General features: G+C 60.4%; 19 protein-coding genes. All 19 read right to left on the reverse strand.

Going from position 1 to position 21,205, the window contains the following annotated elements:
- Positions 1 to 240: 240 nt before the first annotated feature.
- Positions 241 to 1,395 (reverse strand): RIP metalloprotease RseP, encoded by a 1,155-nt coding sequence (rseP, locus tag DLM45_RS02650; RefSeq protein ID WP_181335446.1) that lies wholly within the window; start codon positions 1,393 to 1,395, stop codon positions 241 to 243.
- A gap of 64 nt (positions 1,396 to 1,459) precedes the next feature.
- A complete protein-coding gene (locus DLM45_RS02655; protein WP_210269779.1) occupies positions 1,460 to 2,671 on the reverse strand; it encodes a 1-deoxy-D-xylulose-5-phosphate reductoisomerase in 1,212 nt (403 codons plus the stop codon).
- 37 nt (positions 2,672 to 2,708) lie between these two features.
- Complete coding sequence (locus tag DLM45_RS02660) at positions 2,709 to 3,581, reverse strand: phosphatidate cytidylyltransferase (protein WP_181335448.1); 873 nt, start codon at positions 3,579 to 3,581, stop codon at positions 2,709 to 2,711.
- Between the two features lie 9 nt (positions 3,582 to 3,590).
- Positions 3,591 to 4,352: an isoprenyl transferase gene (locus tag DLM45_RS02665; protein ID WP_425485185.1), complete on the reverse strand. Its 762-nt coding sequence runs from the start codon at positions 4,350 to 4,352 to the stop codon at positions 3,591 to 3,593.
- Between the two features lie 60 nt (positions 4,353 to 4,412).
- Positions 4,413 to 4,976: a ribosome recycling factor gene (frr, locus tag DLM45_RS02670; protein WP_181335449.1), complete on the reverse strand. Its 564-nt coding sequence runs from the start codon at positions 4,974 to 4,976 to the stop codon at positions 4,413 to 4,415.
- A gap of 83 nt (positions 4,977 to 5,059) precedes the next feature.
- Entirely contained in the window at positions 5,060 to 5,788 is a 729-nt protein-coding gene (gene pyrH / locus DLM45_RS02675) for a UMP kinase (protein ID WP_181335450.1), read from the reverse strand.
- Positions 5,789 to 5,873: 85 nt separating this feature from the next.
- Positions 5,874 to 6,800, reverse strand: a complete 927-nt coding sequence (gene tsf, locus DLM45_RS02680; protein ID WP_181335451.1) for a translation elongation factor Ts — start codon at positions 6,798 to 6,800, stop codon at positions 5,874 to 5,876.
- 90 nt (positions 6,801 to 6,890) lie between these two features.
- Positions 6,891 to 7,880, reverse strand: a complete 990-nt coding sequence (locus DLM45_RS02685) for a 30S ribosomal protein S2 (RefSeq protein ID WP_181335452.1) — start codon at positions 7,878 to 7,880, stop codon at positions 6,891 to 6,893.
- Positions 7,881 to 8,241: 361 nt separating this feature from the next.
- A complete protein-coding gene (locus DLM45_RS02690; RefSeq protein WP_181335453.1) occupies positions 8,242 to 8,589 on the reverse strand; it encodes a hypothetical protein in 348 nt (115 codons plus the stop codon).
- Between the two features lie 108 nt (positions 8,590 to 8,697).
- Complete coding sequence (locus tag DLM45_RS02695; RefSeq protein WP_181335454.1) at positions 8,698 to 8,949, reverse strand: hypothetical protein; 252 nt, start codon at positions 8,947 to 8,949, stop codon at positions 8,698 to 8,700.
- 131 nt (positions 8,950 to 9,080) lie between these two features.
- Positions 9,081 to 12,620: a DNA polymerase III subunit alpha gene (gene dnaE / locus DLM45_RS02700; protein WP_181335455.1), complete on the reverse strand. Its 3,540-nt coding sequence runs from the start codon at positions 12,618 to 12,620 to the stop codon at positions 9,081 to 9,083.
- A gap of 77 nt (positions 12,621 to 12,697) precedes the next feature.
- Positions 12,698 to 13,420, reverse strand: a complete 723-nt coding sequence (locus DLM45_RS02705) for an ABC transporter ATP-binding protein (protein ID WP_181335456.1) — start codon at positions 13,418 to 13,420, stop codon at positions 12,698 to 12,700.
- Positions 13,421 to 13,425: 5 nt separating this feature from the next.
- Positions 13,426 to 14,697, reverse strand: coding sequence for a lipoprotein-releasing ABC transporter permease subunit (locus DLM45_RS02710; RefSeq protein WP_181335457.1), 1,272 nt, complete (start codon positions 14,695 to 14,697; stop codon positions 13,426 to 13,428).
- A gap of 103 nt (positions 14,698 to 14,800) precedes the next feature.
- The gene (gene proS, locus DLM45_RS02715) at positions 14,801 to 16,336 is read right to left on the reverse strand and encodes a proline--tRNA ligase (RefSeq protein ID WP_181335458.1); all 1,536 of its coding nucleotides are present in this window, start codon (positions 16,334 to 16,336) and stop codon (positions 14,801 to 14,803) included.
- Positions 16,337 to 16,523: 187 nt separating this feature from the next.
- Positions 16,524 to 16,748: a DUF1467 family protein gene (locus DLM45_RS02720; protein ID WP_181335459.1), complete on the reverse strand. Its 225-nt coding sequence runs from the start codon at positions 16,746 to 16,748 to the stop codon at positions 16,524 to 16,526.
- A gap of 44 nt (positions 16,749 to 16,792) precedes the next feature.
- Entirely contained in the window at positions 16,793 to 17,197 is a 405-nt protein-coding gene (gene mce, locus DLM45_RS02725; protein WP_181335460.1) for a methylmalonyl-CoA epimerase, read from the reverse strand.
- Positions 17,198 to 17,248: 51 nt separating this feature from the next.
- A complete protein-coding gene (locus DLM45_RS02730) occupies positions 17,249 to 18,961 on the reverse strand; it encodes a ribonuclease J (protein ID WP_181335461.1) in 1,713 nt (570 codons plus the stop codon).
- A complete protein-coding gene (locus DLM45_RS02735) occupies positions 18,958 to 19,734 on the reverse strand; it encodes a biotin--[acetyl-CoA-carboxylase] ligase (RefSeq protein ID WP_181335462.1) in 777 nt (258 codons plus the stop codon). Before DLM45_RS02735 ends, DLM45_RS02730 begins: the two co-directional genes overlap by 4 nt.
- A gap of 6 nt (positions 19,735 to 19,740) precedes the next feature.
- Entirely contained in the window at positions 19,741 to 21,201 is a 1,461-nt protein-coding gene (gene nuoN / locus DLM45_RS02740; RefSeq protein WP_181335463.1) for an NADH-quinone oxidoreductase subunit NuoN, read from the reverse strand.
- Positions 21,202 to 21,205 lie beyond the last annotated feature (4 nt).

Raw genomic sequence — 21,205 nt, forward strand, 5'->3', positions numbered from 1 at the left:
TGCGAGCTGTCGGCGGCAGCGTCACACTCATGCGTCGTTTCTTATTGTTGTCTTCTGTTTTCGTTGTCGTCCGTCGATACGCAGTCGTCTTACTGAAGTCCCCTTAGGCCTTGTTGCGAAACACCGTTCGGTCCCCCCGATTCGGATTTCGGCACAGTGGCCATCCCCTTGCTTTTAACGATTCAGTGAGGACCCGCAAAGTTGTAAGTTTACGTCACTCCCGCATGATTCTGCGGGGCTTTAGCCGGTCCCAGTCAGTCTGCGCCAAACGTTCATAATGTCGTTGAAATTCACAAAAACCATCAACAGGGTCAGCATCACCAGACCGACCTGGAAGCCTGCTTGCTGCAGCCGCTCACTCACCGGTTTCCGCCGAATGGCCTCGTAGGCGTAGAACATAAGGTGTCCGCCATCGAGGATCGGAATTGGCAGCAAATTCAAGAAGCCAATGTTCGCCGAGATGAAAGCGATCCAGCGTAGCATCGGGTCGATGCCCAGTTCCGCGACCTTGGCGGTGACTTCCGCCATCATGATCGGACCACCCATCTGCTCGGCCGACTGACGGCGAGTGATGATTTCCCAAAGCCCAGCAACGGTCTGCGAGATATTGCCATAGGTTTCGCTGACGCCGAGCATAAGCGCTTCCGGCAGCGACACGTCCTTGGTCACGATCTTGCCCGGCGCTACCGAGCGCTGGATGCCGATGATGCCCCGGCGGAAGGTGCGCCCGAAGGCGTCGCGCTGCTCATCGGCATTCGGCGTGGCGACGAGCGGCAGCATTTCACCGCCGCGCTCGACCGTGAACGTCAATGGCTGGCCAGCGCTCGAGCCAACGATGCGTTGTAGATCGTCGAATCGCTCGATCTGCCTGCCGTCGATCGCGACGATGCGGTCACCGGACTTGAAGCCTGCTTTTTCGGCGGGCGAATTGGCGACGACCGCGTCAACGTATGCGGGGAGAATGTGAACGCCGACGGTGGCGTTCAAACCGGCATAAATGACTGCTGCCAATATAAAATTGGCCATCGGACCGGCGGCGACGACAGCGGCGCGAGCGGCTACGGATTTCGACTGGAATGAGCCTGCGCGTTCGGCAGGCGAAAGCCGATCCGCTGTTTTGCTGCCGGAAGGCTGGGACGACGCGTTGTCGTCGTCGATGAATTTGACGTAGCCGCCGAGAGGAATCCAGGCGAAGCGCCAGCGGGTGCCGTGCTTGTCGTAGAAGCCGTAAATCTCAGGGCCGAAGCCGATCGAGAACGCCTTGACGGTGACGCCGCACCAGCGCGCAACCAGAAAATGCCCGAGCTCATGGATGAAGACCACCGCGGTCAGCACCAGCAGGAACACGATGCCGTAGCTCCAGATTCCGGAGGTCAGGGTCGTCAAAAAGTCCATCTAAGCTCAGTCCTTCAGCGTGTTCGCGGGGAGCGCGTGTCAACCGTGCGGGCGGTCGAGGACGTTACACATAGCGTTGTAAAGCTTCTTCAGCCAGTTGCCGCGCGCAATCATCAACGGCCAGAACGTCGTCCAAGCTGGATGCGGGGGCGATCGCGCCCTGGCGCTCAGCGATTTCGAGCGTGTGCTCGACGAGGTTCGCAATATCCAGGAATTTGAGCTTGCCGCCCAAGAACGCGCCGACAGCGATCTCATTCGCCGCATTGAGGACGGCGGGCGCCGTATCGCCGCGGTGCAGCGCCTCGCGCGCCACGCGGAGGGCCGGGAAACGCTCTTCATCGGGTGCTTCGAAGGTCAGCGAGCCGAGCTTGGCAAGGTCGAGCTTCGCGGTCGGCGCTACCATGCGTTCCGGCCAAGCCAACGCGACGGCAATCGGCGTTCGCATATCGGGCGCGCCGAGTTGTGCCAACACTGAGCCATCGACGTAGCTCACGAGGCAATGGACGACGGATTGCGGATGCACGATGCAATCGAGCGCATCCACGCCGACAGGAAAGAGGTGGAACGCTTCGATCAGCTCGAGACCCTTGTTCATCAGGGTCGCGCTGTCGATGGTGATTTTTGAACCCATCGACCAGTTCGGGTGCTTCAGCGCCTGCTCGGGCGTCACCGATTCGAGCGCCTCGCGCTGCCACGTGCGAAACGGTCCGCCGGAAGCAGTCAGCACGATTTTCTCGATCGTATCGGGGTTGGCTCCTGCGAGCGCCTGAAATGCAGCGGAGTGTTCGCTGTCGACGGGTAGAAGCTCGGCGCCGGAGCGGGCAACTTCGGCGGTGAAGACGTGCCCGGCCGAAACGAGGCATTCCTTGTTCGCGAGCGCGACGCGTCCGCCGCGGGACGCTGCAGCGAATGTCGGGCGAAGGCCAGCAGCGCCTACGATTGCCGCCAGCACGCAATCGGCCGGCATTAATGCGGCTTCAACAAGCGCGTCCGCTCCTGCCGCAGAAAGGATCGACGTTCCTGCGAGGGCTTCACGCAAATCTGGCAGGCACTTTTCGTCGCCGATGACGGCGAGCTTTGCGTTGTGCAGGCGGGCGAGCGCGGCAAGCTCGCGCGCATTCGACTGCGCGGTGAGTGCTACGATTTCAAATCGGCCGGGCGAGTGCGAGACGAGATCAAGCGTGCTTTTGCCAACGGATCCCGTGGCACCAAGCACCGTCAACCGCATCGGGCGTGCTGAGTTTTCGCGCACCTTCGCTACCGCATTTCGCGACATTTCATTTCCTGGTGCACTTACTGAAATTATCATTCAATTACGATCCGTATAGCAGCGCGCGCGCCGGAGCAAACGCATCAATCGTGAAAGCGGTGATAGCCGCCAAAACGCTCGCAGTTACAATGCCGTCGAGCCGATCCATCACGCCACCGTGACCAGGGATCAGATCGCCCGAATCTTTCACGCCGAAGTGGCGTTTCATGGCCGATTCCGCGAGATCACCGGCTTGCGCAACAGCGCCGAGAATGAGTCCGAGAAACGCGAGCCAGCCTACATTTCCGCTACCCGAGAGAATCGAGAAAAGCGCTCCCGCGACGCACGCTCCGCCGACGCCACCGATGAGACCAGACCACGTCTTGTTTGGCGAAACCGCGGGCCAAAGTTTTGGTCCGCCAATTGTTCGCCCTGACGCGTACGCCGCAACATCCGTGACGACGACAGCGACGATGACGAACAGGACAGCGAGAAAACCCAACGGCTCATCGCCACGGAGCCAGCCGAGAGAGATCACGGGAAGACCGGTATAAAGCACGCCGAGTGCGGACAAGCGCGCCTGTCCGCTGCCGACCGAAAGTGCGCCAGCGGCTATTGAACCGATGAGCGTTACGGCGATGCCAAGGCCCGCCATATCACTGACGGTCAATGCGACTGCGGCCGCAACTGCCAGTGCGTGCACGATGCCCGCAGCGTCGGGCATGGCTCCGCGCACCATGCGGCCCCACTCCCAGGTCATCGCGACTCCGGCGAGAAGCAACAGCAGCGCGAAGACGAATGGGCTCCAATACGTCAGCGCCAGCGCGGCTACGCCGATGACGACGCCAGAGCCGATCCGTTGTGTCAGTTCGGGCGAAAGTCCGCCCAATTGATATGTGCGCGGTGGGTGAGGCTTGCCGGGATCATCTGAGGACATAGACGCCTCTCATGCGGTCGAGCGCTGTGTGAGCCCGCCGAAACGGCGCTCTCGCGCGTGAAACTCTTCGATTGCACCTTCGAACGCGGCCTTGTCGAAATCAGGCCAGTAACAATCAAGGAACACGAACTCGGAGTAAGCGGTCTGCCATAGCAGAAAGTTCGAGAGGCGCATTTCGCCCGATGTCCGTATCAGCAAATCGGGATCGGGAATGCCGGACGTGTCCATCGCGTTGGCCATGACCTCCACGGTGATGGCGGATGCTTCAAGCTCTCCGTTGGCGACCTGGCTTGCCAGCCGCCGCGCCGCGCGCGCGATCTCGCCCCGCGATCCGTAGTTGAAGGCGATGATGAGGATCAAACGGTCGTTCTGCTGGGTGAGGTTCACGGCCTCGTCGATCAGCGAGGTCAGTTCGCTATCGACATGCTGACGCTCGCCGATGACGCGGATCCGAACGCCCGCCTTATGCAGTTCTGCAAGATCGCGGCGGATGAAGCGCTTCATCAACCCCATCAGGTCGTCGATCTCTTCGATGGGGCGCTTCCAATTCTCGGAAGAGAAACTGAAGATCGTGAGGTAGGTGATGTTCAGCTCGATTGCGGTGCGCACCGCTTGGCGGACGGCTTCGACGCCCTGGCGATGCCCGAGCGTTCGTGGCAGGCCGCGCTCCTTGGCCCAGCGCCCGTTGCCGTCCATGATGATAGCGACATGGCGGGGCGACCGGAGACGCTCGGCCCCGCCGCCTTCTGATCGTTTGGCTATCAGTGCCACTGGCCCTCGGGAATTCGATCGCGCAAAAAGTCCGCGAGCCGGAGTGGCCCGCGCACTAGATCAGACTTTCTGAATTTCAGCCTCTTTCGTGACAAGCGTCGCGTCAACCTCCTTGACGAGGCGGTCAGTCAACTCTTGCACTTTTTCCGAGTTTCCGCGGTGGTCGTCTTCGCTCATCTTGCCGTCTTTTTCGAGCTTCTTCAGAACGTCCATCGCATCACGGCGCACGTTGCGCACGGCAATCCTCGCCTGCTCGGCATACTTATGCGCAAGTTTGACCAGTTCCTGGCGGCGGTCGGCCGTCAAAGCCGGGATCGGCAGACGCAGCACCTGGCCGTCCATAATCGGGTTCAAGCCGAGGTTGGCCTCGCGAATGGCCTTGTCGACAGCCATTACGTTGCTGCGATCCCAGACCTGTACCGAGATCATACGCGGTTCAGGAACTGATACGGTTGCAACCTGATTGAGCGGCATACGCGCGCCGTAGACCATCACCTGCACTGGTTCGAGCAGGTTGGCGCTGGCGCGGCCGGTGCGCAGGCCGGAAAATTCACGTTTCAGAGCGTCGAGCGAAGCGCGCATGCGCCGTTCAACGTCCGCGATATCATGCGTAGGGGCAGCCATTCTCTAAATCCTCCCAGCGGGCTCGGGCCAAAGCTTTTGCGGGCGCGAAAGCAGGCGCTGTCGTAAAAACTCGAAACCCGGGTTCAGCCGGGGCCCTCGATAATCGTCTGGCGGGCTTCGCCGCGCAGCGTCTTCAAGAGATTTCCCGGTTCCTCGATAGAAACCACAATTAGCGGAAGTCCATTATCCCGGGCAAGTGCAATGGCCGCACCATCCATCACTTTGAGATTCTTAGCCAAAACTTCGGAATAGCTGAGGCGGTCGTAGCGCGTTGCGCTCGGGTCTTTCTTGGGGTCGGCCGAATAGACGCCATCGACCTGAGTGGCCTTTATAACGGCGTCGCAGTTCATTTCGATGGCGCGGAGAACGGCGGCCGTATCGGTGGTGAAAAACGGGTTTCCTGTGCCTGCCGCGAACAGCACGACCTGCGGCTTTGACAGATAGCTCAATGCTTTGGGGCGCACGTAGCTTTCGCAGATCGTCTGCATGGGGATGGCCGAAAGGACGCGTGCGGGCACATTGCGATGGTCGAGCGCGTTTTGGAACGCGAGTGCGTTCATCACAGTCGCGAGCATGCCCATGTAATCCGCCGTGGCGCGGTCCATGCCCTTGGCGGCAGCACTCAATCCGCGGAAAATGTTGCCGCCACCGATGACGATGGCAATTTCGGCACCCGCTGCGGTTGCTTCCGCCACGTCATTCGCCAGCCGATCGGCAACCGTCATGTCGATGCCGTAAGCCTGATTGCCCATCAGCGCTTCGCCGGACAGCTTCAGCAGCAGCCTTTTGTATTTCAATTTCGCCGCTGCCATCGTGCATTCTCCCATCAGATAACAAAAAAGCCGGCCGGTTCAGGGAACCAGCCGGCTGATACCTACAGCGGCAAAGCCATTTCGACTAGCGTCCGCCGCCCGCGAGTTTGCGGACTTCCTCGCCGAAATCCTCTTCCTTCTTGTCGATGCCTTCGCCCAGCGCGTAACGGATGAAGCCCGTGATCTTCACGGCGCTGCCGACGCGGCTCTCAGCTTCCTTGACGGCCTGAGCGACGGTCTTCGACGTGTCGTGGATGTACTGCTGCTCGAGCAAGCAGTTCTCCTTGGCGAACGCCTTGATGCCACCCGAGATGATCTTCTCGAGGACCTCAGGCTTCTTGCCCTGGTTCTTTTCAGCAAGGATCGCCTTTTCGCGTTCGATCACGTCGGCCGGAACCGCGTCGATGTCGAGCGAGACGGGAGATGCAGCCGCGATGTGCATCGCGATCTGGCGGCCAAGTTCGAATAGCGTCGGCTCATCGCCAGCGCTTTCGAGCGCGACGAGAACGCCGATCTTGCCGAGGCCATCAGCGACGCGGTTGTGGATGTAGTCGGCGATCACGCCTTCCTTGACGGAAACAGCCGACGTGCGGCGCACGGTCATGTTCTCGCCGATGGTCGCGACCATCTCTTGAACGTGCGTCTCAACGTTGTTCTTGGTGCCGGGATAGGTTGCGCTGAGAAGCTTCTTCAGGTCGCCGCCAGCATCCGCCGCCAATCCGGTGATGTCGCGAACGAGCGTCTGGAACTGCTCGTTACGTGCCACGAAGTCCGTTTCGGAATTGACCTCGACAACAGCACCCACACGACCCTTCGCAACGACGCCGATCAGACCGTCGGCCGCGATGCGTCCCGACTTCTTGGCGGCCTTGGAGAGACCCTTCTTGCGCAGCCAATCGACGGCGGCTTCGATGTCGCCGTTCGTTTCGGTCAGCGCCGTCTTGCAGTCCATCATTCCGGCGCCTGTCATGTCGCGCAGCTTTTTCACGTCTGCAGCGGTGATCGTCGTCATCCTGTCACCTATTAGGTTTGAGGCGCCAAATGGCGCCTCTATTGAATTTGAATATCAAAGCCCGGCCCGCGTTTGGACCCGAAGCCACAGTTATGCGGCGGTGGCTTCGACCAGCTTCTTCGCCTGTGCGGTCCAATCCTCTTTCGCGATCTGACCTTTCAGCTTCAGAAGGCGATCGAGGGCGGCCACGTGATCGTCATCGAGGTCGGCGATCTGCCAGAAGTGGAAGACGCCAGCGTCGTTCAGGCGCTGTTCGATCTTCGGAGAGACGCCGGTGATGCGCTTCAAATCATCGGCTTCGCCACGCGGCGCTTCGATGCCCTTGAACGTCACCTTCGGAAGATCTTCGGCCGGCGGCGCTTCAGATGCACCGATGTCAACGCCTGCGGATCCCTGCGAACGCTCAAGACCGTCGAGTGCTGCGCGTGCCATCAGATCGCAATAGAGCGTGATGGCGCGGCCGGCGTCGTCGTTGCCCGGAACCGGATAGTCGATGCCGTCCGGATCGCAGTTCGTATCAACGATGGCGACGATCGGGATGTTGAGCTTGCGTGCTTCCTGGATCGCAATCGATTCCTTGTTGGTATCGATGACGACGAGCAGGTCCGGCGTGCCGCCCATGTCCTTGATGCCGCCCAGCGCCTTGTCGAGCTTCTCGCGCTCGCGCGTCAGGGTCAGGACTTCTTTCTTCGTACGGCCCTGCGGGTCCGCGAGAATTTCATCGAGCTGACGCAGACGACGGATGGACTGAGAAACCGTCTTCCAGTTCGTCAACGTGCCGCCGAGCCAGCGGTGATTGATGAAGTACTGAGCGCTGCGCTTTGCAGCTTCGGCAATGCCGTCGGATGCCTGGCGCTTCGTTGCAACGAAGAGCACGCGACCGCCGCCAGCGACGGTATCAGAAACCTTGAGCAGAGCCTGGTGCATCATCGGCACCGTCTGCGTCAGGTCGAGAATGTGAATTTTGTTGCGCGACCCATAGATGAACGGCGCCATCTTGGGGTTCCAGCGGTGAGACTGGTGGCCGAAGTGAACGCCAGCTTCCAAAAGCTGACGCATATTGAAGGCAGGAAGTGCCATCGTTCGTTCCCTTTTCCGGTTAGACCTCCGCGAGACTTGAGAAGAGATATGCAAATCCTTTCAAAGACTTGCGAAATCTCCACCGGAGCACGATGCGGGGCTTTCAATCCGCAGGCGCGTAATGTCTCGCGTGTGAGATGGGGGCTCTATACGGGGGAACGCGTTCGCGCGCAAGCGTCGGGAGGCCGCGTCTGGTCTGCGGCGTGCGCGGTCGTCAAGTTGTAACACCTATCCCGCGCATGAAAAAGACGCACTCCGGCTCCGCATTCTCGCGGCTCGCAGTGCGTCTTCGATGATGGGGAGATAATCTATTCCCTCACGCGGGGACGAGGCCCGAGCGCGGGTGAGCCCGTCTTGAGTGCTATTTGCACTTCTCATCGAGCGCGGCCATGCTTTCGTCCATCGCCTTGGCTTCCGGCGATCCGTCGGCGGCGTCCTGCCCGGCATCCCAAGCATTCATGAAGTCATCGCCGAGAGCCTTGAAGTATCCGTCGATCTCATCGCCGGCAGCTTCAGCTTTCTTTTCGTCGTCGCCAACTTCATCCATCTTTTTCGACATCGCGCAGTAGGCTTTGACCTTGTTTGCGTCAGATGCCGTTTCGCTGAGGATGTTCTTGATGTCATCCGCGCTGATCTTCTTCTCGTCGGCCGCCTGGGCCCCGGAAGCGAACAGCAAAGCAGTGACCAAAGCGGCAGAGAATTTCATCATATCATGCCTCGTTTTCGGCTGGCTCAGGGAGCGGCACTATGCGCTCAAACTGGGTGATAAGAAGGCAGTGGCAAAGCACTGCCTTCCATCGGGAAAGGGGCTGACGGATTAGCGCCAGAAGCAGTGACGGTGGCCGTGACGATAGCGGCAAACCCACTTCTTCTTGTGCCACCAGTTCTTCTTGTAGTGGCGCTTTTTGTAATGACGGTGATCGCGACGGTACTGCACCTGCTCTGCGACTGTCGTATTCGCGTGGGCGCTAATGCCGTTCAGTCCACTCGGAACACCGGCGCTTGCGGAGCCTGCGGCTCCCAGAGAGATTACGGCGAACGCTGCCGCTGCTATCAGGCTCTTCTTCATAGGAGTCTCCTATCTAGTTACCGACGCTTCTCACACGTCCACACAGCTAACGCTCAACGAGCCGGCAAGCCGTCGCTGATGTGGAGAAAAATTTTCGGTGAGATGTGGTCGCTTCGCGTGCAACCAGACGTTCAGAACTCGACGATCTCGGTGACGACAGGAAGAGCTTCAAATTTTCCTGCATCCTGCTGCGAAACTTCGTAGCGGCCAGGAAGAATGAATTGCACTTCGCGGCCGCGATCCTGCAACGGCAATACCAATCGGATTTCGCCACCGCGCGATGCAGGCTTCAATCGTGCGCCGATATCCATGAGCCGCGCGCCAGCCGCGCCTGCACATTGCCGTTCGTCGAGCACCATCGTGAAATTGCGCGGAACGCTTTGCGCCGCCTTGTCGAGCGCTTCGAGAGACTGCACGCGCATTTTCAAAGTTTCGCCGTCACGCTCCGCCTCGACAGAGACGATGACGGGCTTACCCGGCTCGAGAAGATCGCGACTGACTGCGAGCGTATCGGAGAAGATCACAGCCTCGAACTGACCTGTCGCGTCCGAGAATGATGCAAAGGCGAATTTGTTGCCCTTTTGCGAACGGCGTTCGCGCGCCGCGATGACGATGCCCGCAAGCCGCGCCGCGGTGGCACCACGCTCCGCCATCACTTCGAACTCGCTGAAGCGGCGCACGCCGAGTTTCTTCAGCACGCTTTCATACTGATCGAGCGGATGACCTGAGAGATAAAAGCCGATCGCCTCGAACTCGGCGGACAGACGCTCCATCGGCGTCCAGCCTTCCGTCGAGCGCAACACGAGATCGGATGACATGCCTCCGCCACCGAAAAGGTCCGTCGTGCCTTGTGCCGCATCGGCACTGCGTCGCTGAGCTGAGGCGACTATCGTATCGGCGTTCGCAGCGACGGCTGCGCGGTCGCCGTGCAAGGCATCGAACGCGCCGCCCTTTGCCATCGTCTCGATCGCGCGCTTGTTAAGAGCTTTGGCATCGACGCGTCCGGCGAAATCGCCGAGAGAGGTGAACGGGCCGCCCTTATCGCGTTCGTTGACAATCGTTTCGACGGCGCCTGCTCCGATGTTCTTCAGCGCCGCGAGCGAATAGCGAATTGCGCCCGGTGCTCCGTCACTGCTTGCCGGTTCTGCGCCGAAATCCACGGCCGATTGATTGACGCATGGCGGCAGCATGCGAATGCCGGACTTGCGTGCTTCGGACGCGAACATTGCGAGCTTATCGGTGTTGCCCATGTCGAGCGTCATCGAGGCGGCGAAGAATTCCTCGCGGAAGTTCGCCTTCAAATAGGCCGTGTGATAGCTGACGAGCGCATATGCGGCGGCATGCGATTTGTTGAAGCCGTAGCCCGCGAACTTGTCGACGAGTTCGAAGATGTAGATTGCGTCCTTTTCCTTGACGCCGTTCGCAGTCGCGCCCTCGACGAAGCGCGCTTGCTGCTTCGCCATTTCAGCCTTGTCTTTCTTACCCATCGCGCGCCTGAGCAAGTCAGCTTGGCCGAGCGTATATCCGCCCATGACCTGCGCGATTTGAATGACCTGCTCCTGGTAGATGATGACGCCGTAGGTTTCCTTCAGGATGCCTTCGAGCATGTCATGCAGGCAGTCGACCTCTTCCTCGCCGTGCTTGCGATGGATGTAAGTCGGGATGTTGTCCATCGGGCCCGGGCGATAGAGCGCGACCATGGCGATGATGTCTTCGAAGCGGTCCGGCTTCAGGCGCTTCAAACTTTCGCGCATGCCCGTGCTTTCAAGCTGGAACACGCCTGCCGTGTCGGCTTTCGCCAGCATCTCATACGTCGGACGATCATCCAGCGGCAGCGCCGCGAGATCGACTTTGATGCCGCGTCCCTTTTCGATCAGGTCCACGGCTTTCTTCAGAACGGTCAGAGTTTTCAGGCCGAGGAAGTCGAACTTCACCAGCCCTGCTGCTTCGACCAGCTTCCAGTTGTATTGCGTGATCGGGAAGTTCGATTTCGGATCGCGGTAGAGCGGCACCAATTCGTCCAACGGACGATCGCCGATCACCATGCCCGCCGCGTGCGTCGAGGCGTGGCGATAAAGTCCTTCGAGCTTCTGCGCGATTTCGAGCAAGCGCGCGACGATCGGCTCGCGGTCGCGTTCTTCCTGCAGCTTGGGTTCAGCTTCGATGGCCTGCGGAAGCGTGACCGGATTGGCCGGATTGTTCGGCACGAGTTTGCAAAGACGATCGACCTGACCGTACGGCATTTGCAGCACACGGCCGACGTCTCGCAGCACGGCCCGCGCCTGCAGCTTGCCGTGCGTGATGATCTGCGCCACGCGATCCGCGCCATACTTCTTCTGCACGTAGTCGATCACGCGGTCGCGTTTTTCCTGGCAGAAGTCGATGTCGAAGTCCGGCATCGAAACGCGCTCGGGATTGAGGAAGCGTTCGAACAGCAGACCAAAGCGGAGAGGATCGAGATCGGTAATCGTCAGCGCGTAAGCGACGAGCGAACCGGCACCCGAGCCACGGCCCGGACCAACCGGCACGTCGTTCGCTTTTGACCATTTGATGAAGTCGGCAACGATCAGGAAGTAGCCGGGGAACTTCATCTGCGTGATGACGTCCACCTCGTATGCGAGGCGACTCTCATAGTCGTCGACTGTGAAACCTTCCGCCGGACCGGTAGCTGCGAGGCGCTCTTCAAGGCCCTTCTTGGCTTGGCGTTTCAGCTCGGCGGCTTCGAGGCGGAAGTTTTCGATTTCGCTCAGGCTGTCGTCGCCTTGCACGAAGCGCGGCAGAATTGGCTTTTTGCCCAATGGCCGAAATGCGCATCGCACCGCGATTTCAACCGAATTGGCGAGCGCTTCAGGGATGTCGGCGAAGAGCGCCGCCATTTCGTCTTCGGTTTTCAGATAGTGTTCCGGACTCGCGCGCCGGCGATCATCTTCAATGACGTAGCGGCCACCGGCGATGCACAGCAGAACGTCATGCGCCTCGTAGTCGGAGCGCGCGGCGAAATAAACTTCATTGGTCGCAACCAACGGCACACCGCGCGCATATGCGAGATCGATGAGCGCAGGCTCGACGGCCGCTTCGTCCGGCAGGTTGTGACGCTGCACTTCGACGTAAAGGCGATTGCCGAATATTTTTTCGAGCGTCTTCAGGCGTTCGGCGGCCAGGTCTTGCTGGCCGTTTTTCAACGCCATATCGATCGGGCCTTCTGGACCGCCCGTCAGTACGATGAGGCCGTTCGACAGCTCTTCAAGGCGCGCGATCTTTACGTGCGCGGGCTCGTCTGGCGCGGGCTCGAAATTCAGCACCTTCGACAGACGCATCAAATTGGAAAAGCCGTCAGCGTTCATCGCCAACAGCGCGATCTTTCCGGCTGGCCGCGTTCGCGGCTCGTTACTCAGCGAACGAAGTGCTGACGGCTGCGTCTCGCGATTGTCGCCGAAATCGATGTCGAGCGTGCATCCGGCAATCGGCTGTACGCCGGACTGCCAAAGCTTCTCGGAAAATTCGAGTGCACCGAAAAGATTGTTGGTATCGGTCAGGCCGATCGCGGGCAGGTTTTTCTCAACCGCGAGCTTGGCCAGCTTCGAGATCGGCAACGCGCCTTCCAGCAGCGAATAGGCCGAGTGGACCTTGAGGTGCACGAAGCGCGGATTGGGACGAATCAGTTCAGCCATGCGCCATAATCCGCCACGCAACGGCGCGGCGCCATTGCCCTAAAAGGGGCTATCCACTTGCAGTCGATAGCCGACGTTCAACCGATCGAGGCCGGAGCAATCTCGACGAGTTGGCCCTCATGCATTTGCAATACGCGGTCCATGCGCTTCGCAAGCTGCATGTTGTGGGTCGCGATCAGCGCGGCAAGCCCCTGGCGGTGGATCAGGTCGAGAAGCTCGCGGAAAACGTGCTCGGAGGTATGCGGATCGAGGTTGCCGGTTGGTTCGTCTGCGAGGAGCAATCGCGGCGAGTTTGCCAGTCCGCGGCAGATCGCGGTTCGCTGCTGTTCGCCGCCCGACAATTCGGCCGGGCGATGTTCTGCGCGCTCGCCGAGGCCCAAGCCGGACAGCAGCGTCATTGCGCGCGCCTCCGCCGTTTTGCGGCTGTGCCCCTGAATGAGCTGTGGAATGACGACGTTTTCGAGCGCCGAAAATTCCGGCAGCAATTGATGGAACTGGTAGACGAAACCGATCTCGCGGCGACGCATCCGCGTGCGGTCGGCTTCCGAAAGCGTCGCGCAGTCGCGTCCGTTGACGAGCACGCGGCCCGACGTCGGCGCTTCGAGAAGACCCGCAATGTGCAGCAGCGTGGATTTGCCTGCGCCTGAGGGCCCGACCATCGCCACGGCTTGTCCGGGCCACAGCGCGGCGTTGACGCCTCTCAGCACGGTGATGTCGCGATCGCCCTGGCGGAACGAACGCGTCACGCCTTCGAGCTGCAGAACAGGAACGAATGTGGTGCCGGCCGGTGTCGTTTCCATTGCCATCACTCGTATCGAAGCGCTTCGACGGGATCGAGACGGGAGGCCCGCCACGACGGATAGAGCGTGGCGATGACCGAGAGTGCAAGGGCCATCAGCACGATGCCGCCCGTTTCATGCACGTCGATCTCCGCCGGAAGCTTCGTCAGATAATATACACTCGGATCGAAGACCGTCGTTCCGGTGATCCACGATACGAACGTTTTGATGTGGTCGATATTCCAGCAGAAAATGACGCCGATTACGAGACCGGCAAGCGTTCCGACGATGCCAATCGATGCGCCCGTAATCAGGAATATTCGCATCACCGCGCCTTTGCTGGCGCCCATCGTTCGCAGAATGGCGATGTCCCGGCCCTTGTCTTTAACGAGCATCATCAGGCCAGAGATGATGTTCAGCGCCGCGACGAGCACGATGAGCGACAGGATGATGAACATCACGTTGCGCTCAACGGAGAGGACGTTGAAGAATGTCTCGTTGCGTTGTCGCCAGTCCGATACGGCAATCGATGGCCCAATCGCATCTGTGATCGCCTCGCGGTAGCCATCCACCTGCTCCGGGTCTTTGACGACGATCTCGATGACGTCGACCTCTCCCGGTTTGGAGAAATATTTCTGCGCCTCGTTGAGCGGCATGAAGATCATCATGCGATCGTACTCAGACATGCCGAGTTCGAAGATCGAGGTGATCTGATAGGCTTTTGAGCGTGGGGCATTTCCGAACGGCGTGACTGCTCCGCGCGGCGTCACGAGCGTCACCATATCGCCGAGGCCGACGCGCAATTGGTTCGCGAGCCTCAAGCCAATGGATATGCCCTTCTCCTGGTCGAAGTGATCGAGCGTGCCAGCGCGGATGTTTCCCGAAACGAGCTTCAGAGCCTGCAGGTCACTTTCGCGGACACCGCGCACCAAGCCGCCAAGCGCCTGCGCTGGAGAGGAGACCATGACCTGGCCTTCGATCACTGGCATCGCCGCCGTAACGCCCGGCAGCTTTGCGATGCGCGCGGACATCGGTTCATAGTCGTCAAAGGTGTCTGTGATCTTCTGCACGATGACGTGGCCGTTCAGGCCCATGATCTTGCTGAAGAGATCGTGGCGGAAGCCGTTCATCACCGCCATGACGATGATCAACGTTGCGACGCCGAGCATGATGCCGAGGAAGGAAAACCCGGCGATGACCGAGATGAAGCCTTCCTTCCGTCTGGCGCGAAGGTAGCGCCCCGCGATCATCCATTCGAAGGGCGAAAAGGGCTTGGTGTCGCGCGCGTCCGTCGTCATAGCCCCTCGCTCCATCTGACACCTTGAGCGCGCCGCATTGCACCCCCCTGTGTCGCAGTTAAGGCCGCCCCCGGCTCCGTCCGCTTTTTAGCAGAGAGGTGCGCTAATAGGCGCGTGCGATCAACACGTATTCCTTGGCCGGTTCACCGGAAAAAATGCACTTCCCGGAGATTTCCGGCTGACCAATTGGCGCATTTCGGATCGTAAGCTTCAGGCCCTTCAGACGGTCGGCAATCGCTTCGAGCGCCGCGCCTTCCGGGCGCGACCAGGGCACGCGCGCCCAGCCTTTGAAAGCGCCAGCTTCGTCATCATCTGATTCGGCCGGACCGAAATAATTCATGAGATCGTCGAACGAGGCGAGGTTCGAGACGATGTTGCCGTCGAGACGTGCTTTCGCTTCCGCATAAAGCGTGTCCTGGATGTCCTTCAGCAGCGCCGTTGCCTCGCTAACGAACGCGGCGCGCTCCTTCGTATGCGAGATCACCTTGTCGCCGTCGCGCAGGCGATCACGGCGCATGAACGTGACGTTGCCACCGGACGCATCGCGGCCGCCGATTTCGACGATGATCGGCGCGCCACGGCGCACCCAGTTCCAGCGCTTCTCAGCGGACTTCAGCGGCTTCGTATCGACGAGCGTGCGGATGCCTGCCGCCTTCAATTCCTTCTCGAGCGACGCGCAGTACTCGATCAGCGCGGCGTCCTCCGGCTTTTCGCGCAGCATCGGCACGATAACGATCTGGCGCGGTGCGATCATCGGCGGCAACCGAAGGCCGTCATCGTCGCCGTGTGTCATGATCACGCCGCCGATCAGGCGGGTGGAGACGCCCCAGCTCGTCGTATGGCAATAGGTGAGCTGGCCCTGCGCATTCTGGAACTGGATGTTCTGTGCTTCGGAGAAGTGCGTTCCCAGATAGTGCGAGGTTCCGGCTTGCAGTGCCTTGCCGTCCTGCATCATCGCTTCGATGGAATAGGTGTTGTCGGCACCCGGGAAGCGCTCGTTGGCAGGTTTCTCGCCAGCGATCACCGGCATTGCCAAGACGTCTTCCGCAAACGTGCGATAGACTTCGAGCATCTTCAGCGTTTCGCCAACGGCGTCTTCGCGATCCGCGTGCGCGGTATGGCCTTCCTGCCAGAGGAATTCGGCGGTGCGCAGGAACAAGCGCGTGCGCATTTCCCAGCGCACGACGTTGGCCCACTGGTTCACGAGTAGCGGCAGATCGCGATAGCTCTTGATCCAACGCTGGAACGCGTCACCGATGATGGTTTCCGACGTCGGCCGGACGATCAGCGGCTCTTCGAGTTTCGCGTCGGGGTCAACCACTAGCTTGCCGCCCTCGTTCTTGAGGCGGTGATGGGTGACGACAGCCATCTCTTTCGCGAAGCCTTCAACGTGCTCGGCCTCTTTCGCGATGAAGCTCATCGGAATGAAAAGCGGGAAGTAGCAGTTGTCGTGGCCAGTATCTTTGATGCGCGTGTCGAGTTCGGCCTGCACGCGTTCCCACACGCCCCAGCCCCACGGCTTGATGATCATGCAGCCGCGCACCGGGCTCGTCTCGGCCATGTCGCCATCACGGACGACGGCCTGATACCACTCCGGAAAGTTCTGCTCGCGGGATACGGAAAGGGCGCGCTTGCTCATCGATGGCTCAGCTTTTAGTGAAGGAAATTAGGCTCGACGAGGTGCGAGCCTGCGGAACGAGTCAGCGCCGAATAGCCCGTTACGCCAAAGCATGCAATGGCGGGAGCCCGATTAGGACGGGATCGCGAACACGCGCGCTCCCGGCCAGCGTATGCGCGCCCCAAGCTGGATACTCAGCCGAAAGATATTAGATGCTGGCAATCACGCCGTAAACGATGCCAAAGGCGATGATCGCCACGACAGTATTCACGCAGATCACCTTGAGCGGATTGACCTTTGCAGGCGCGCCTTCCGGCGTTCCGGGAACGACTTCGCCTGCTTCTTCCTGGCTATGGGCGAAGAACGGCAACACCACAAACAGCGTGATAAACCAGAGGCAGAAGAAGGTGGCGATGGCAACTGAAGCTCGCATGCGGCCTTATCCTTTTCCGTCAATCAGGCCCGCCCAAGCCCCGTTCAAACTTGCTCCAATTCGACGAGAGTACCGCAAAAATCCTTGGGATGCAGGAATAGCACGGGCTTGCCGTGGGCACCGATCTTCGGCGTTCCATCGCCAAGAACCCGGGCGCCCTGCTCCTTCAGGCGATCTCGCGCCACGATAATATCGTCTACTTCGTAGCAGACGTGATGGATCCCGCCGTCGGGCGTTTTTTCGAGAAATTTCGCAATCGGCGAGTTTTCGCCGAGAGGTTCCAGAAGTTCGATTTTGGTGTTCGGCAGTTCGATGAAGACCACTTTGACGCCGTGTTCGGGCTGGTCGAACGGCGCGCCTACGTTGGCACCCAGAGCGTTGCGATAAACCGCGGAAGCCTTGTCGATGTCCCGCACCGCGATCGCCACATGGTTCAGTCGTCCGATCATTGTCTTCACGTCTCCCTAGACCTTCGCTGCGCCCGCGATCAGCCGACCGCTTCAGCTTCTGGTTTCGAGCACGGAGACGAGCACTTTGACAACCGGCTTCTTGCCCCAGGCTTCGTTAATGGTCGCGCGGACGGTCTTTTGGACGGCTTCCTGGATCATTGCGATATCGCCGCGCCGCTTTTGGGGGATCGAGCGGAACGTCCCGTCGATCGCGTCGAGCACGCGTTCGTGCATCGAGTCTCCGTCGCAGTCTTGCGCCGGAATGCCTTCGAGTACGACGCCCGGCTCGGCCAGGATTTCTCCGCGCCGCGATAGGCTGAGGGAGACGACCGCGATGCCGACAAACGACAGCTTGCGCCGCGCTTTCACCGGCCCCTCGACCTCCGGGACGATCAGGTTTCCATCGCGGTAGAAGCGGCCGACGGGCGCTTCATCAACGACAGTCGCCGGATCTGGCCAAAGCTTCAGGACTTCACCATCGATCATGGTGAACGTTTTCGCGGCGCCCGCTTCGCGCGCGAGCTTGGCATGTTCCCGCAAGTGGCGCGCTTCGCCGTGCATCGGAACCGCAATTCGCGGGCGGAGCCAGGCGTACATATCTTTCAGCTCGTCGCGACGTGGATGGCCGGTGACGTGCACCAGCGCATCCGCATCGGTAATGAGATCGACACCAAGCCGCGCAAGCTTGTTTTGCACGCGGCTAACGGCCTTCTCGTTTCCGGGAATGGTGCGCGACGAGAAGATGACGAGGTCACCCTTGTCGAGCGAGATGTCGGGATGAGACTCATCGGCAATCCGCGCGACCGCTGCGCGCGGCTCGCCCTGGCTGCCGGTGCTCAACACCACAACCTTGTTACGCGAGAAATCCTGAAAGCGCTGCTGGTCAACGTGGGCAAACGATCGCGGCAGGTATCCCGTCTCGATCGCTACTTCGATAATGCGATGAAGCGCGCGACCGGCGACGACGAGTGTTCGTCCGGCGCGTTGCGTCGCCTCGGCGATGGAGACAACTCTGGCGACGTTCGAAGCAAAGAGCGTGACGGCGACGCAGCGTGGCGCGTCTGCGATAATCTTGGCAAGCGATCTTGCGACGTCTTCCTCGGACGCAGACCGGCCTTCGCGCATCGCATTGGTCGAGTCGCCAATGATTGCGAGAACGCCTTCTTCTCCCAGCGCCTTGAGCTTCTCGACATCGTGCGGCTTGCCGACAACCGGCGTCGCGTCAAACTTCCAATCGCCGGTATGGAACACCAGACCTGCGGGCGTGCGAATTGCGAGGCCGTTTGGCTCAGGAATCGAATGCGTAAGACTGACCATTTCGACATCGAAGGCGCCTGCTTCGAAGCGCCCGCCAATGGGAATTTCGCGGATCGGCAGGGCTGAACGGCCGGCCTCGATCGCTTTGATCTTCAGCATCCCGGCGGTGAATGGCGTTGCGAAGATCGGGCAGCCGAGCGAAGGCCAGAGGTCGAGAACGGCGCCGATGTGGTCTTCGTGCGCGTGCGTCAGCACCAGCCCAGCGAGGTTTTTGCGTTCCGAAACGATGTAGCGGAGGTCCGGCAGAACGACGTCGGCACCGGGTTCCGATTCACTCGGGAATGTGATTCCGAGATCCACCATCAGCCACGAACGAGATCTTTTCGGTCCGAACCCGTAGAGGTAGGTGTTCATTCCAATTTCGCCGAGGCCGCCGAGGGCGACGAACACCAATTCGTCCGCTTTTGCGTTATCAGGCCGGTTTCGTGGCTTCGCCCGCTCGTTCATACGTCCCCATCAGGCACGGCGCTGCCGCCGAGCATTACATCGCCGTGGTTGATCTGGCGCGCCGCGCCATCGATTTCTGCGAGCAGCGCGCCCGTTTCCGAGAGGCCCCTATAGGTGCCGGATAACCGGCTGCCGTCCGGGGCGTGAACCGTTACCGGCTCACCCAAGGCGCCCGCACGCTTCATCCATTCTTGTCGAATAGAAGCAAAATTCGCGCCATTGTCCCACGCATCGAGCCAGTCTTTGGTTTTGGCTGCGAGCGCAGGGAACACCGCATTACGGTGCGGCGCGGATGTGTGGTGCGCAATGGCCGTTGCGGTTTGTTCAAGACCAGGCGGGGGCGCTTCGATATTCAGGCCAAAGCCGATAACCGCGAGGAATCCGGGACTGCCGCGAGCGGTCGTGCTCTCGACGAGTATCCCTCCCATCTTGGCTCTCCCCACCAGAACGTCGTTCGGCCATTTGAGGCGTAGTCCCGCCTCGCGCGCAAGGTGCGTTGTGGCGCTTACGGCATCAAAAAGTGCGATTCCGGCAACAAGGGACAATTGGCTGGCCGCATCTGTTGCGGCATCGCAACAGAATGCCACGCTGGTGTAGAGATTGCCCGCTGGCGATTCCCACGTGCGTCCTGAGCGGCCCCGCCCGGCAGACTGACGATCGGCTACGATCCAGAGCGGGAGCGGCTCGCCTTTGACGGCCAGCCGCATCGCGTCAGCATTGGTCGAACCGGTTTCGGCGAGATGCAGAATGTGTGCGCCGAGCGGTACTTCCATATCCGATCAGCGACCGGGAGCGGACGTCAACGCCGCGGCTGCGGCCGTTGCGGCGTCGACAAGATGGCCGCCGATCATCGGAAGCACGAAAGCGAGGACGAACACCGCCGAGAGCATCATCACCGCGGAGGCTTTTGTTTCGCGCGGGACGAACGCTTCCGCCGGTTCATCGAAGAACATGATCTTGATGATGCGCAGGTAATAGAACGCGCCGACCACGCTCGTTACGACGCCGATCACGGCGAGCGGATAAAGCCCCGCCTGGATCGCCGGAAGGAACGTGTACCACTTCGCCCAGAAGCCAGCGAGCGGCGGGATTCCAGCAAGCGAGAACATCAGCAGCGCAAGCACGGACGCGAAGGGCAAATCCCTGCTGGCGAGTCCGGCGAGATCTGAGATGTCTTCGACCTGACCGCCTTCGCGGCGCATTGACAGCACGCAGGCGAAGGCACCGAGCGTCATCACGACGTAGATCGCGAGATAGATAAGCACGCCAGCCGTTCCCTCAGGGCTGTTCGCCGCGAGGCCGACGAGCGCGAAGCCGATATTGCCGATGGCAGAATAGGCAAACAGCCGTTTGATGTTCGTCTGACCGATGGCCGCGAAAGCGCCTAGCGCCATCGAGGCAATCGATACAAAGATGATGATCTGCTGCCACTGTCCGGAAATGCCGGGCAGCGCGACCTGTACGAAGCGGATGACGAGAGCCATCGCAGCGACCTTAGCCGCGCTCGCGAGGAATGCCGTCACCGGCGTCGGTGCGCCCTGATAGACGTCCGGCGTCCACATGTGGAACGGAACGGCCGAAATCTTGAACGCCAATCCGACGAGCACGAACACGAGGCCCGCCGTCAACCCGATGTTCGACATCATTTCGGGTGCTGCAGCGGCGGCTGCGATTTGCGCGTATCCAGTCGAGCCGGTGACGCCATAAATGAGCGAAGCGCCATAGAGAACCAGGCCGGATGCAAGCGCGCTCAGGACGAAATATTTCAGGCCAGCTTCGCTCGACCGCACGTTGTCACGCTTGAATGCCGTGATGACGTAGAGCGCCAGGTTCTGCATTTCGAGGCCGAGATAGAGCGCGATCAGGTCATTGGCTGACACCATCAGCAACATGCCGAGCGTGGCGAGCACGACCAGAACCGGGTATTCGAACACCATCAGACGAGCGCGTCCGAAATCGTCGAATGTCAGCAGCAGCGACATGGCTGCCGCAACCAGGATGAGGATATTCAAAAAGCGCGTCATGGCGTTCGAGATGAGCGCGCCTTCAAACAAGGTGACGCTTCCGCTTTGCGCGAACATCGCGACGAGTGCGGCCACGAGAAGACCAATCGCCAGCCACGAGACGCCGCGGCCCGTGCGCTCGCCTGCGGTGGCGAAGACGCCTCCCATCAATAAGGCGATTGCACCACCAGCCAGGATGAAATGCGGCAATAGAGTATGGAGCACAGCGCTATCCATGGAA

Source organism: Hyphomicrobium methylovorum (genome assembly GCF_013626205.1).
In the GTDB taxonomy this organism is placed as follows: Bacteria; Pseudomonadota; Alphaproteobacteria; order Rhizobiales; family Hyphomicrobiaceae; genus Hyphomicrobium_B; species Hyphomicrobium_B methylovorum.